At 34.1% G+C, this 15,043-nt stretch carries 11 protein-coding genes; all 11 read left to right on the top strand.

The genetic code is table 11. The features are described 5' to 3' along the window. Positions 1-12 precede the first annotated feature (12 nt). Positions 13-1,305 (top strand): amidohydrolase family protein, encoded by a 1,293-nt coding sequence (locus CLOBL_RS01940; RefSeq protein ID WP_077857454.1) that lies wholly within the window; start codon positions 13-15, stop codon positions 1,303-1,305. Next, positions 1,302-2,597, top strand: coding sequence for an amidohydrolase family protein (locus tag CLOBL_RS01935; RefSeq protein ID WP_077857453.1), 1,296 nt, complete (start codon positions 1,302-1,304; stop codon positions 2,595-2,597). Before CLOBL_RS01940 ends, CLOBL_RS01935 begins: the two co-directional genes overlap by 4 nt. Positions 2,598-2,667: 70 nt before the next feature. Further along, positions 2,668-3,753 carry a 4Fe-4S binding protein gene (locus CLOBL_RS01930; protein ID WP_077857452.1) on the top strand — a complete coding sequence of 362 codons (1,086 nt, stop codon included), beginning with the start codon at positions 2,668-2,670 and terminating at the stop codon, positions 3,751-3,753. A gap of 115 nt (positions 3,754-3,868) precedes the next feature. Next, positions 3,869-5,977: a xanthine dehydrogenase family protein molybdopterin-binding subunit gene (locus tag CLOBL_RS01925; RefSeq protein ID WP_077857451.1), complete on the top strand. Its 2,109-nt coding sequence runs from the start codon at positions 3,869-3,871 to the stop codon at positions 5,975-5,977. Continuing rightward, complete coding sequence (locus CLOBL_RS01920; RefSeq protein ID WP_009168382.1) at positions 5,970-6,446, top strand: (2Fe-2S)-binding protein; 477 nt, start codon at positions 5,970-5,972, stop codon at positions 6,444-6,446. Before CLOBL_RS01925 ends, CLOBL_RS01920 begins: the two co-directional genes overlap by 8 nt. Further along, on the top strand, positions 6,440-7,273 hold the full coding sequence (locus CLOBL_RS01915) for a xanthine dehydrogenase family protein subunit M (RefSeq protein WP_077857450.1): 834 nt from the start codon (positions 6,440-6,442) through the stop codon (positions 7,271-7,273). The genes CLOBL_RS01920 and CLOBL_RS01915 overlap by 7 nt, the downstream gene beginning before the upstream one ends. Before the next feature lie 36 nt (positions 7,274-7,309). Further along, the gene (locus tag CLOBL_RS01910) at positions 7,310-8,443 is read left to right on the top strand and encodes a BMP family ABC transporter substrate-binding protein (RefSeq protein ID WP_077857449.1); all 1,134 of its coding nucleotides are present in this window, start codon (positions 7,310-7,312) and stop codon (positions 8,441-8,443) included. A 27-nt stretch (positions 8,444-8,470) separates the two neighbouring features. Beyond that, positions 8,471-10,048 carry an ABC transporter ATP-binding protein gene (locus tag CLOBL_RS01905; protein ID WP_077857448.1) on the top strand — a complete coding sequence of 526 codons (1,578 nt, stop codon included), beginning with the start codon at positions 8,471-8,473 and terminating at the stop codon, positions 10,046-10,048. Then, a complete protein-coding gene (locus tag CLOBL_RS01900; protein ID WP_077857447.1) occupies positions 10,041-11,144 on the top strand; it encodes an ABC transporter permease in 1,104 nt (367 codons plus the stop codon). The genes CLOBL_RS01905 and CLOBL_RS01900 overlap by 8 nt, the downstream gene beginning before the upstream one ends. Then, positions 11,134-12,066, top strand: a complete 933-nt coding sequence (locus CLOBL_RS01895) for an ABC transporter permease (RefSeq protein ID WP_077857446.1) — start codon at positions 11,134-11,136, stop codon at positions 12,064-12,066. The genes CLOBL_RS01900 and CLOBL_RS01895 overlap by 11 nt, the downstream gene beginning before the upstream one ends. 277 nt (positions 12,067-12,343) lie before the next feature. Then, positions 12,344-14,974, top strand: a complete 2,631-nt coding sequence (gene xdh / locus CLOBL_RS01890) for a selenium-dependent xanthine dehydrogenase (RefSeq protein ID WP_077857445.1) — start codon at positions 12,344-12,346, stop codon at positions 14,972-14,974. The last annotated feature ends 69 nt before the right edge of the window (positions 14,975-15,043 follow it).

Raw genomic sequence — 15,043 nt, 5'->3', positions numbered from 1 at the left:
GAGGAGATATTATTGTTTGATTTAGGAATATTAAATGGACGATTATATTTAAATGGAAGTTTTACTCAAAGTAATCTCTATATAAAAAATGGAGTGATAGATACTATAACAAAATCTGATTTGGAAAGCACAGAAAAATATGATGCAAAAGGGAAAATGGTATTGCCAGGTTTTATAGATGCACATGTACATTTTAATTTAGAAGCTAAAGCCAATGTATCGGAAGATGATTTCTTTAGTGGATCTAAGAAAGCTGCAATGGGAGGAATAACAACATTTATAGATTTTTTAGATCCAATTAAAGATGTTAGTCAATTGGATGAAGCTTTTAATAACAGATATGAACTTGCTAAAAAGAGTGTAATAGATTATGGATTTCATGTGACTCTTGGAAATCCAGAAGGAGAGGTCAGAGATCTTTTAAATAAAAGCTGCCTGCTTGGAATGCCAACTGTAAAACTATTTACAACCTATGCTTCAACTAATAGGCAGACAAAAGATTATTATATTGATGAGCTGCTTAAATATTCTAAACAAGCTAAAGTGAGAATATTAGTTCATGCGGAAAACAATGACATGATAAAAGAGAAAAATGTTTTAGTAAAAGATCATGAAAGTTCAAGGCCTGCAATTTCAGAAATTACTGAAGTCTTAAAACTTGCTGAAATGGCACGATATAGGGATGGCCTTCTATATATAGTTCATACTAATTGTGGGACAACACTTGAAAGAATAAAAGAAATCTATTCTAAGCAATTACATTCATCAATAATATTAGAAAGTGCACCTCATTACTTTAAATTTAATTCCTTACTATATGAAAAAGAAGATGGATATTTATATACTATGACTCCTCCACTAAGAAGTGAAGAAGAGAGAGTAAAGCTGATTAATAACATAGATGCAATTGATGTAATAGGTACGGACCATTGTCCATATCCAAAAAGGTTAAAAAATAAGAAATATACAAGTGAAATTCCTATGGGCATTGATGGAGTGAAGTATTCGTTCTTAAATATGTTTACTCTTTTTGGAGAAGATATAATCCCTAAGTTTACAGCAGCGCCTTCAAAAATACATGGCTTATATCCTAAAAAGGGAGTATTAATGCCAGGCAGTGATGGAGATATAGTAATCTTTGATCCAAATAAAATAACAAAAGTAGTAGATGATAACTCTGTATATAATGGTGAAGTTTTAAAGGGTGAAATAACTGCAACGATTTCTAAAGGAAAATTCATAGTTAAAGAAGGAAAATTTTTAGGAGGAAAAGGTCAATATCTAGCAAGGAGGTTAGAAATATGATTAAGGCGTTAATAAATGCTAGGATATTCAATTATGATTCTTTAAAAGAAAATTCATATGTGCTGTTTAATAAAAAGATAATAGAAATTGGTTCCATGGAAAATTTTAAAGGAGCAGATGAAGTTTTTGATTGTAATAATCAGATTGTAATGCCTGGACTTGTGAATTGTCACAGCCATATATATTCAACTTTTGCTAGAGGCTGGATTACAGAGTTTAATCCTAAAAGTTTTGTAGAACTCTTAGAGCAGATGTGGTGGAAGCTAGATGGAGTTCTTGAAGAAAAAGATATTTATTATAGCGGAATTGTAAGTGGAATGGAATTTATAAAAAATGGTGTTACAACTGTAGTTGATCATCATGCCAGTGGAAAAATCAGAGGAAGTTTAAATTTATTAAAAAGAGCTTTATGTGATTATCTAGGAATAAGAGGAGTATTCTGTTTTGAGAGCAGTGAAAGATTTCCTATAGATGAATGCATTGAGGAAAATTTAGAGTTTGGCAAAAATAGTACAAACATGGAAAGAGGATTGTTTGGAATGCATGCCTGTTTAACCTTAAGTAATGAAGCTTTAAAGAAGATAGCAAAAGAAAGTGAAGGAATGCCAATTCATATACATGTTGCAGAAAGTGATGAAGATAATATAGACAGCATCAAAAAGTATAATAAGACTCCAATTGAAAGATTAGAAGAATATGGACTGCTTAGAGAAAATTCAATTTTATCTCATTGTATATATTTGACGGAGAAAGATATGGATATTCTAGCAAAGCACAAAATCTATGTGGCTTTAAACCCGACTTCTAACCTTAATAATGCAGTAGGACTTGCAGATGTATTAGAGCTTGAAAAGAGAAATATAAAATGCATTTTAGGTAATGATGGATTAGGATTCAATTTAACTAGAGAAATGCTAAATCTATTGTTTGGTATGCATTTAAAATATAAAAGTCCCACAGCATACTCACTGAATAATCTTAAAAAGGTTATAGAAAATAATTATGAATATGCAGGCAAGCTTTTAAACTGTAAGCTTGGACAAATTGAACAAGGATACGAAGCGGATTTTTTAACTTTAGAATATAATGCGCCTACACCAATGAATGAGGATAATCTATTTGGACATTTTTTCTATGGAATGTTGGATAATTTTAAGCCTAAAAATGTCTGGTGCAACGGGAAGATTAAATTAAAAGACTATAAACTATTGGAAGACGAAGAAAAGATATACGGAGAAGCAAGAAAAATAGCTAAAGAAATTTGGAGTAAGACTCAAAAAAGTACTAAATAACAATTTTGATAATTATGCTCCAGGGATACAAAAGAAAACAATATGTTTATTGAAGATAAGGAGAAATAATATGAATTTAAATACAAGCCTAAGTGGAATAAATTTTGAAAATCCGCTGATGCCAGCGTCAGGACCATTAGTTGGTGATAGTGAAAAAATGAAGATAATATCAAGTTTTGGAGTTGGAGGAATTGTTACAAAAACAATATCCAGCAAAGGTGCAGAAGTAGTTAGACCATGCATATTTGGAGGACAAAACTTCATCATGAATGCTGAATTGTGGTCAGAATATAATCCAGAACTATGGATAGATAAGTTTCTTCCAGAGATAAAAGCAGAAATAAAGAAGCCGTTATTTATAAGCGTTGGGTATTCAAAAGAGGATATGGATAATCTAATACCTAAACTTGACAAATTTGCAGATGCTTTTGAAATTTCTACTCATTATGTGGGTAAGGATTTAACAACAATAAAAGAAACCTTAATGACTATAAGAAAGCATACAAAGAAGCCAGTTTATATGAAAATGAGTCCTCATATACCAGATCCAGTTGGATTTGCAAAAATGGTCATAGAAAATGGAGGAAATGGAGTTGTAGCTATTAACTCTTTAGGACCAAGCATGAAGATTGATGCAGCGGCTAGACAGGTTTTGCTAGGGAACAAGGAAGGTGAAGTATGGACTTCAGGACCAGCAATAAAACCAATAGCATTAGCGCTGATTCATAAGATTAAGAAAGCGGTGCCACAATGTGAAATCATAGGGGTTGGAGGAATAGCCAGCGCAGAAGATGTAATAGAGTTCTTACTTGCTGGAGCTAGTGCAGTTCAAATGCTATCTGCTGCAATGCTTAAAGGGAAAGATTTATATAAGAAGATAATTGATGAACTTCCAAGTGCACTAGAGAAGTTTGGATTTAACTCTGTAGAGGAAGTACTAAATACTGAATTGCAAACTGGTAATGTAAAATATGACCCTATTTACCCAACAATTAATTATGATAAATGTGTTAATTGTAAATTATGCGAAAATGCCTGTCCATATTTTGCAATCAGTACTCAGGAAAATAAAGTAACGGTAGATACAAGCAAATGTTTTGGTTGCGGACTATGTGAATCAAGATGTCCAAAGAAGGCAATTCAAAATGTGTTTTAAGGGTTAAGTAGAAATTATAAAGGTATTAGAGTGCAGATAACTTTTGTGAGAAATTCCGTAAAGAAATTTCATCACTAACTGTTAATTGTCAATTGCTAATTGGAGGATTTGGCTTATGGATGATATAAGAAAGTCAGTTATAAAAGCTGATCATAAAATTAAGGTGGATGGAAGTGCTAAGTATATAGCAGATATTAAATTTAAAGACAGTTTATATGCCAAAACATTGCGTTCAGAAAAAGCTAAAGCAGTCATAAAGAATATCATTATTCCTGAATTAAAGGATGGATATTATATTGTTGAGGCAAAAGACGTCCCAGGAGTAAATAAGGTAAAGATAATTCAAAATGATATGCCGGTTTTTTCAGATAAAGAAGTGAATTATATAGGGGAGCCTATACTTTTAGTAGTAGGTCCTGAACTTGAAGAAATAATTAATGTTTTAAAAGCTATTAAGGTTGAATATGAAGAAGTCACTCCTGTTTTTGATATGAAAAATTCTAAAGACATAATTGATAAGTATGAATATGAAAATGGAGATATAGAAGAAGCAATTAAAAAGTCTTCAAAAATCATTGAAGAGGAATTTTATACAGGATACCAAGAACAAGCTTATTTAGAGACTCAAGGACTAGTAGGAGCTTATGAAGATGGAAAGATTTCTGTGTATGGAACTATGCAATGTCCATATTATGTTAAGGGAGCAGTGGTACAAGCATTAGGCTGCGAAGAAGATATGGCTAGAATTGTTCAAACTACAACTGGAGGCGGGTTTGGAGGTAAGGAAGATTATCCTTCTCTACTAGGAGCACAAGTTGCAGTAGCTGCTTATAAAATTAAAAAGCCGGTGAGATTAATTTTAGATAGAATTGAAGATATGTCATTTACTACCAAAAGGCATCCTGCGTTATTAACTTATAAAACAGTTCTTGATAAAGATAATAAAATAATTGGAATGGATGTAGAGATCATATTAAATGGTGGCGCTTATGCGACAGTATCTGGGGTTGTGCTGCAAAGGGCTTTGTTAGCCGCAATAGGAGTTTATAAAATACCAAATGTCAGAGTTAAGGGACGTGTAGTTAGAACTAATACTGTACCTACAGGAGCCTTCAGAGGCTTTGGAGGTCCACAGAGTATCTTTGGAATTGAAACACATATGGCTCATATAGCAAAAGAAATGGGATGTACACCACTAGAATTAAAGCATAAGTATTTTGTAAAAACTGGCGATGATACGTGTACAGGTGGAAAATTTACTTATGACGTGAAGCTTGAAGAAATGCTTCAAAAAACTGAGAGGTTAAGCGGCTTTAGCCAAAAGTATGAAAAGTATTCTAAAGAGCAGAGCATTATGAAAAAAGGAATTGGAATGTCAGTATTCTTGCATGGCTGCGGTTTTACTGGAAGTGGTGAAAGAGATTTTATTAAAGCTAAAGTTAAGCTTTTAAAGCACAAGAATGATGAGGTAGAAATTTTAGTAGCTAATACAGATATGGGACAAGGACTTCAAACTACTTTTAAGAAAATTGTAGCAAAAGTACTTAACCTTGATTACCAGAAAATAATATATGAGAATCCAGATACAGATAGAGTTCCAGATTCAGGCCCAACAGTAGCTTCAAGATCAATTATGGTAGTTGGAAAATTGCTTGAGAGAGCGGCAATAAGGCTTAAGGAAAGCTGGATTCGAGGAGAAGAACAGTTAATAGAAGAAAATTATAAACATCCAGATTTAATACCTTGGAATATTACGAAATTTAATGGAGATGCCTATCCTAGCTATTCATGGGGAATAAATGTGGTAGAAGTTGAAGTTAATACTATAACTGCTGTTACAGAGGTTATAGGAATATACACAGTATTTGATGTTGGAATTCCAATTGATGAGACCATAATGGAAGGTCAGATACAAGGCGGAGTTATACAAGGACTTGGGTATGGTTCTTGTGAAAACATGGAATGTGACGAAACAGGAAAGATAAAGCAGCACAGTATAACGGATTATATTATTCCAACTGCTAAAGATGTTGTAAATATTAAAAATGAATTAGTAGATAATCCTTGTGATCTTGGACCATTTGGGGCTAAAGGAGCAGGAGAATTGACATTGGTAGGAACAGCACCAGCTTATGCAAATGCAATTGAAAATGCCTTAGGAGTAAAGGTTAATAGATTACCTGTAACTCCAGAATGGATAATGGAGGCGATAACAAATGGGTAAAGCAATTACTTTGAAAATAAATAATAAGACCATTACTACAGAGGAAGCTAATACTAAAAGACTCTTAGACTTCTTAAGAGAAGACTTAGATATAACAGGACCTAAAGAAGGCTGTGGAGAAGGCGAATGTGGGGCTTGTGCTGTAATCATAGATAAGGAATTAGTTAATTCCTGTCTAGTTACGATTGGTTCTGTTCAAGGGAAAGAAATTATAACTATTGAAGGCCTGGCAGGAACAAAACAGTTTGAAGTATTAGAGAAATGCTTTGCAGAAGCAGGAGCAGTACAATGTGGATTTTGTACACCGGGAATGATAATGGCGGCACATGCATTATTGTCTAAACTTCCTAAGCCAACAGAAGCTGACGTAAGAGAAGGTATATCAGGAAATCTATGCAGATGTACAGGTTATAACATGATAATAAATGGAATACTTATGGCAGCCGAGAGAGGTGATGGCTTATGGTAGAAGGATATTATCCAGGCACTTTTAAAGAGGCATTAGAAATATTGAAGGAAAAAGACGTGATAATTTACTCTGGTGGAACTGATCTAATGGTTAGAAACAAAAACACTGCGTCGCTTCTTCCAAAATTCAATAAAGATCTGCTTTATATAGGAAATTTAGAAAGATTAAAGGAAGTTAAAAAATTAGCGTCAGCTGTAGAAATAGGAACAGCATGCACATTATCCTCTCTTTTAAGAGAGGAAGAAGTTCCAGAAATATTAAAAGAAGCTATAAGGCAGATAGCATCACCAGCCATAAGAAACATGGGAACTATTGGAGGAAATATATGTAATGCATCTCCTGCTGGAGATACTCTGCCAATCCTATATGCATTGGATGCAAAACTTAAGTTAACTAGTGAAAGTTCTTCAAGAGAAGTTAATATAGAAGATTTCATATTAGGACCAAGGAAGATTGCTCTCAATAAAGATGAACTTTTAGAAAGCATAATAATACCAAAGTTAGAATTTAATAAAACTTATTATGAAAAGGTTGGAGCTAGAAAAGCTTCAGCCATATCAAAATTATCCTTTGTAGGACTTGCAAAAATAGAGGACAAAAAAATAAGAGATATAAGGATTGCGCTGGGATCAGTAAGTGCAACAGTAGTTAGAGTAAAAGATGCAGAAAAATTAATGCTAGGAAATGATTTAAAGGAAATACAAGGCAAATTGGATGAGATAATAAAAGCTTACTCAGAAAAAGTGACTCCTATTAGTGATCAAAGATCTACAGCAGCTTATAGAAAGAAAGTAGCATTAAGGCTTATTCAATATTTTTTAACATAAATACAAAATCAAATAAATCTAAAGGGGGAAATATTTATGAATAAGAGTATCAAAAGAAAATTATTTAAAATACTTAGTGCAGTAGCTTGCTCTACTATGCTGCTAGTTGGATGTGGTTCAACTACACAAGGTGCTAAGGATGATGGAAAGGCAAAAACGGAGGCTTCAGGGGACAAATTAAAAGTAGGCTTCATTTATGTTGGATCAGCTACAGATGGAGGCTATAGTCAGGCACATGATAATGGGCGTAAATATTTAGAAGAACAACTTCCTAATGTTGAAACCATTGTTAAAGAATCAGTACCAGAAGGTCAGGAAGTAGAAAAAGTAGCTAATGATATGATTGATCAAGGTGCAAAAGTTATTTTTGCAACATCTTTTGGGTATGGGGATTATATTTTAAAGGTGGCAAAAGATCATCCAGAGGTTAAGTTCTTCCATTGCTCAGGAGTAAAGACAGCTGATAATGTTAGCACATATTTTGGAAGAGGCTATCAAGCTAGATATCTTACAGGAATAGTAGCAGGAATGAAGAGCAAAAATGGTAAGATTGGTTATGTAGCAGCATTTTCAATTCCAGAAGTTGTTAGAGCAGTAAATGCATTTACGCTTGGTGTAAGATCAGTAAATCCAAATGCAGTAGTAAAAGTTACTTGGACAAATACTTGGTATGATCCAGCAAAAGAAAAGGAAGCAGCTGTGTCATTACTTGACCAAGGTGTCGATGTTCTTGGACAATATCAGGATACAACAGCAGCACAACAAGCAGCTGAAGAAAAAGGAGTTGCATGTCTTGGATCTGATTTAGATATGTCAGCAGCAGCACCAAATACTAATATGACAGGTGCAGTTTGGAACTGGGGAAATTATTATGTACAAGCTGTAAAATCAGTTATGGATGGAACTTATAAATCAGAAGCTTACTGGGGTGGTATAGAAACAGGAGTACCTGATATAGCACCATTAACTAAAAATGCACCAGAAGGAGCACAAGCAAAAATTGATGAAGTTAAAGCTAAGATGAAGGATAAATCTTGGGATGTATTTACAGGACCTATTAAAGATCAAAGTGGAAATGTAAAGGTACCTGAAGGACAAAAGATGACAGATGAGCAATTACTAAGTTTTGACTGGCTTGTAGAAGGAGTAGACGGACAAATCAGCAAATAATAAAGAGGAAAGGAAAGAAGGTCTCTTATGGAACAATGTGTGAGTGTTGAACTAAAAAAAATAACAAAGACTTTTGGGTCTGTCATTGCCAATGAAGATGTAGATTTAAAGGTTCAAAGTGGAGAAATTCATGCACTTCTCGGAGAAAATGGGGCTGGAAAAAGTACTCTAATGAACATGCTATCAGGAATTTACAATCCTGATAGTGGTTCAATTTTTATAGGAGGAAAAAAAGTTCAGTTTAAATCCCCAAAGGAATCCATTGAATATGGAATAGGTATGGTTCACCAGCATTTTAAATTAGTTGAGAGATTTACAGCAAAAGAAAATATAATTGCAGGAAACAAAGGAAAGTTTTTTACTAAAAATAAAGAAGTGGATAAAAATATTTTAAGTTTATGTGAAAAATATAATCTTAAAATAGAACTAAACAAAAGAGTAAGTGACATGTCTATAGCTGAAAAGCAAATGCTGGAAATAATAAAAGTTCTATATAAAGGCGCTAATGTTTTAATATTAGATGAACCTACAGCAGTACTCATGCCACAAGAGGTTGGGAGATTATTTAATATAGTACGGAGAATGAAGGAACAAGGCTGTGCAGTAATAATAATAACTCATAAGCTTCATGAGGTAATGGAACTCTGTGATAAAGTATCAGTTCTAAGAAAAGGAAAAAATATAAAAACTTTAAATATATGTGACACAAATATAAATGAACTTACAGAACTTATGGTAGGACATAAGAGTGATTTAAAAATAGATAAAGTAACTTCGAATAAAAAGGAATTATTATATGAAATTAAAAATATCTCAATTAGGAATAGTCTAGGAGCAAAAGTAATTGATAATGTTAGTTTTTGTATGAATGAAGGAGAAATTTTAGGTGTAGCTGGAGTTGCAGGAAGTGGTCAAAAAGAGCTTTGTGAGGCTTTATTTGGATTGCAAAAGGTAGAGAGTGGAAAACTTATTTTTAAGGGAGAAGATATAACTAATAAGCCTCCAAGAGAAGTTCATAATAAGGGAATAAGAATGGGGCTTATACCAGAAGATAGATTAGGAATGGGTTTAGTTGGGAGCATGGGAATAGTAGATAATTTGCTACTTAAGAAGTATTACGAGCAAAAAGGGTTATTTTTAAAAAGAAATGAATTAAAAGATACTGCTTTAAAAATGGTCGAACAATTGGAAATAAAAACACCAGGAATTGACCATCCTGTAAAACAGTTATCAGGTGGAAATATTCAGAAAATATTATTGGGCAGGGAAATAAGTTTAAGTCCTGATGTACTTATAACTTCTTATGCAGTAAGAGGATTGGACATTGGGGCTACATATCAGATATATGATCTTTTAAATAAGGAAAAAGAAAAAGGGGTATCTATATTATTTGTGGGAGAGGACTTGGATGTACTTTTAGAATTATGTGATAGAATAATGGTTTTATGTGGTGGAAAATTGATTGGTATAGTAAATGCACAAGATGCAGCTAAAGAACAAATAGGTATGATGATGGCAGGGTATATTGAGGAAGCAACTTTAGACAGCAATGAAAAGGAATTAAAAAAAATAGCTAAAGAGGAAGGAGGAGGCTTACATGCTTAGAGTGAAAATAGTAAAAGCAAAAAAATTAAGCAGGAAGAAAAAAGTATGTCTTCAAGTATCAGCAGTTTTGCTTGCTTTAGTACTGACAGGTATTTTCATTTTGATTATGGGTCAAAATCCTATTAGTGTCTATGGATCAATGATAAGTGGATCATTTGGCAGCGGTCATAGAATTAATGAGACAATTGTAAAAACAATACCTCTTGTTATTGCAGGGGTAGGGATAGGAATTGCATTTAAAATGAAGTTTTGGAATATTGGAGGAGAAGGGCAAATGCTCATGGGTGGATTTGGGGCAGCTTTTATAGCTTTAAATTTTAAAGATTCACCTAAATTTTTAGTGCTTACATTAATGATAATTGTAGGAGTATTATGTGGAGGCTTATGGGCTTTAATTGCAGGAATTTTAAAGGCAAAGCTAAAAACAAATGAAACTATAATTACATTAATGCTGAATTATATTGCTTTAAAATGGATTACTTATCTTCAATATGAAAAATGGAAAGACCCAGCATCATTAGGATTTCCCAAGATTGCTAATTTTGGTGATAATGCAATTTTGCCTAAGGTATTTGGAATTCACATAGGATGGATAATAGCACTTGTTTTAGTCATAGCAGTGCATGTGTTTTTAAATCACACAAAAAAGGGTTATGAAATATCTGTACTTGGAGAAAGTGAAAATACTGCAAAATATGCTGGAATGAGCGTAAAAAAGGTAATACTTTTAACTACTTTTATAAGTGGCGGATTAGTAGGTCTTGCAGGAGTTATACAGGCCTCTGCTGTTGCAAATACACTAAGCATTCAATTAACCTCTAATGTAGGTAATACTGCTATAATAATATCCTGGCTTGCAGGACTTAATGCACTATGGACATTAGTTGTTTCAGTAGCTTTTGCTGTTTTAATTCAAGGAGGCTCGTATATTCAGACAGTATTTCAAATACCTCAGGCAGCTGCAGATATTATACAGGCTACGATTTTGTTCTGCGTCTTAGGATGTCAATTCTTTTTGGAATATAAATTCATATTTGAGTTTTCCTCTAAATCTAAAGCTCAAATAGCTGATGGAGGTGAATCATATGGAAATTAGTTTATTTCTATCATCAGCGGTTATAGCAGGAACTCCTTTACTTTTTGCTACACTTGGATGTGTTTTGGGTGAAAAAGTTGGAAATTTAAATTTAGGAATTGAAGGTATGATGCTGATGGGTGCAATTGGTGGGTTTATTGTTGGATATACTACACAAAGTATATTTTTAGCATTTTTGTTCAGTGGATTACTTGGTGCTATTGGAGCACTTATATATGCTATCCTTACCGTGTCCCTTAGGGCAAGTCAAGTTGTTACAGGACTTGCATTAGCTTTATTTGGAGGAGGGTTTTCCAGCTTTATTGGAAAAGCTTATGTTGGGCAGACACTATCAGATAATTTTAGGAATGCTCTAGCTCCTTTTAAAATACCATTAATAAGTGACATACCATTTGTAGGATCAGCATTGTTTAATCAAAGTATATTTGTATATCTTGGTTATATATGTGCAATAGTGATTTTTGTTTATCTTAACTTCACAAAATATGGATTAAATATGAGAATGATCGGTGAAAATCCTTATGCAGCTGATGCAGCAGGAATAAATGTTTCATTATATAAATATGTTAATTTGCTAATCGGAGGAGCTTTATGCGGACTTGGCGGTAGTTTCTTATCTTTAGTTTACATACCTTCATGGGCCGAAAATGTAACTGCAGGACGAGGCTGGATTGCAGTGGCACTTGTAATTTTTGTTGGATGGAACCCATTGAAAGCTATTTTTGGAGCTATCCTCCTAGGTGGACTAGATATATTGGGGATAAGGCTGCAAGGTACAGGTATAGAGGTAAATCAGTATTTTATAGGAATGCTTCCTTATGCAGCTACAATAGTAGTATTAGTTTTAGGAGGATTAAAGAAAAACAATCTTAATTCATCACCACAGGCTCTTGGGGAACCATATTTTAGAGAAGATAGGTAAAAGTCAGTTGGTGATTTCTAGTTAATAATGAACGAAAAAAGTTTATATATGTCATTATCATATATAATGACATATGTTTAATAAACTTACAATAATATAAAAACAAATTTAAAAGTCAATCTGTTATATAGGTTTTTATGATACTGCATAAGCAGATTGACTTGATTTATAAGTTTTTTATTAAAGAATATTCAGATTATTTTGAGAAATGAATTTATTGTTGAAGCTTTTAATCATAATTATAAATTGTAAAATTTTCTTGGAGAGGAGTTTCAAAATGTTTAAAGTAAATATAAATGGTAGAGATTACGAATCAAAAACGGATATGGTATTAATGGACTTCCTTCGGGAAAAACTTAGGATAACATCTGTAAAAGATGGTTGTAGAGAAGGTGCATGCGGAACCTGTACTGTTATTATTGATGGAAAAACAACTCGTGCGTGCCTTCAAAAGCTTTCTAAACTTGAAGGGAGAAAGATACAAACCATTGAGGGCTTCACTGAAAGGGAAAGAGAAGTATTTGTATATGCTTTTGCAGCGGCGGGAGCAGTACAATGCGGCTTTTGTATTCCAGGGATGGTCATATGTGGTAAATGCTTAATAGATCAAAATCCAAATCCAACAAGGGAAGATATAAAGCAGGCAATTCGCACTAATATTTGTAGGTGCACAGGATACGCTAAGATTGAAGAAGGTATTCTTATTGCAGCAAAAATGTTGAAAGAAAATATAGATATACCTGAGCTAAAACAAACTGGAAAAGTTGGAGAAAAAACTTGTAGAGTAGATGCAAGGGGAAAGACTTTAGGGACAGCAAAATATGCAGATGATTATAAATTTGATGGGATGCTTTATGGGAAAAATGTATTTAGCAAGTATGCTCGTGCAAAAATAGTTGCCATTGATATAAGAGAAGCTCTTAAAATGCCAGGAGTTGTAGCAATATATACTGCAAAGGATATTCCGGGAAAGAGGTATATAGGTCATCTTGCACAAGATTGGCCAGGTATGATTGATATTGGAGAAGAGACTAAATGCATAGGAGATACTATAGCAATGGTTGTTGCAGAAACAAGAGAAGAAGCAGTTGCTGCAGTTAAAATTGTAAAAGTAGAATATGAAGAATTGGAACCAATTAGGAATCCTAAAGAAGCTGCGGCATTAGGAGCTCATCAAGTTCATGGAGAAGGCTTTATGCACTTTGGAAAATTTAGAATCCCTGAAAATAACGTATTTGATCATGAAGAAGTAAAGCGAGGAAATGCAGAAGCTGCCCTTGCAAATTCTAAGTTTATAGTAGAAGGAACCTTTGAGCTTCCACCAACAGAACACGCTTTTATGGAGCCTGAAACTGCTATCGGGCTGCCAGATGGAGATGAGGGGATAATGGTAATTACAGGTTCTCAAGGTATTTATGATGAATATCACGAAATAAGCAATTATTTAGGAATTCCAATGGAAAAGGTGAGAATACAAAGTGCAGTTGTTGGAGGAGGCTTTGGTGGTAAGGAAGATATGAGTGTGCAGCATCAGGCAGCTCTTTGCGCATACCTTACAAAAAGGCCGGTAAAGGTATCTTTTAGTCGTCAGGAAAGTATAAATTATCATCCAAAACGCCATGCTATGGAGATTTATTGTAAGATAGGCTGTGATGAGAAAGGTATTCTCCAAGGGATGAAGGCAAGACTTACTTCAGATACTGGTGCTTATGCATCTCTAGGTGGTCCTGTTTTACAAAGAGCCTGCACACATGCAGGCGGCCCTTATAATTATCAAAACGTTGATATTGAGGGAAATGCTTATTATACAAATAATCCGCCGGCTGGTGCTTTTCGTGGTTTTGGCGTAACCCAATCCTGTGCAGTTGTAGAGCCTTTAATAAGTCAGCTGGCAGAGAAAGCTGGCCTTTCAGGCTGGGAATTTCGGTATCGTAATGCTATAAGGCCGGGAGAATCATTACCAAATGGACAAATTGCTGATAAAGGAACTGCTATGGCAGAAACTTTAGAGGCAGTAAAAGAAGATTTTGAAAAATATGAAGCAGATTCAAACTATTATGTTGGAATTGCTTGTGCTATGAAAAATGCAGGCGTTGGAGTAGGTGTTCAGGATATAGGACGCTGTAACTTAAAAATAATAAATGGAAAAGTTCATGCAAGATCTTCAGCAGGTGCAATTGGTCAGGGCATACAAACCGTATTGCTGCAAGTAATTTGTGAGACAACTGGTGTGACACCAGATAAAATTGTTGTGGAACATCCAGATACAAAATATACACCTGACTCAGGTACGACAACAGCATCTCGTCAAACTACTTTCGCAGGGGAAGCCGCTCATCAATCCTCATTGAAATTAAAGATGGATTTAGATGCAGGATATACCATTGATGAATTAGAAGGCAAAGAGTATATTGGAGAATTTGAGTTTAAGACAGATTCAATTGGATCTGATAAACCTAATCCAGTAAGTCATATTTCTTATGGTTATGCAACGCAGCTTGTTGTAATAGATAACGAAGGAAAATTAGTTAAGGTGATTGCAGCTCATGATGTTGGAAGAATAATTAATCCTCTTTCTGCTACAGGCCAGGTTGAAGGAGGAGTAGCAATGGGACTAGGATATGGACTAACAGAAGATTTTCCGTTAAAGAATGGAATTCCTCAGGCAAAGCTTGGAACCTTAGGAGTTTTCAGAGCAAATCAAATGCCAGCAGTTGAGGTGCACTTAATTGAAAAAAACGATCCAGACAGTGTTGCCTTTGGTGCTAAAGGAATTGGAGAAATTGTATGTGTTATGGGCGCTCCGGCATGCCAAAATGCATACTACAAAAAAGACGGTGTATTTAGGTACAAGTATCCTCTAGAAAACACTTATTATAGAAAACCTAAGGTTTTAAGTAAAATCTAAATTTACAATTAATTAAGGATCTGGACTTAAGGAACGTATTCAAAAAATTGAAGAACGAGTAAATGAAAC

This window comes from Clostridium sp. BL-8 (assembly GCF_002006495.1).
Taxonomy (GTDB): Bacteria; Bacillota; Clostridia; order Clostridiales; family Clostridiaceae; genus Clostridium.
Note: the sequence above shows the minus strand (reverse complement) of the source record. Positions and strands in the feature narration are given on the sequence as shown.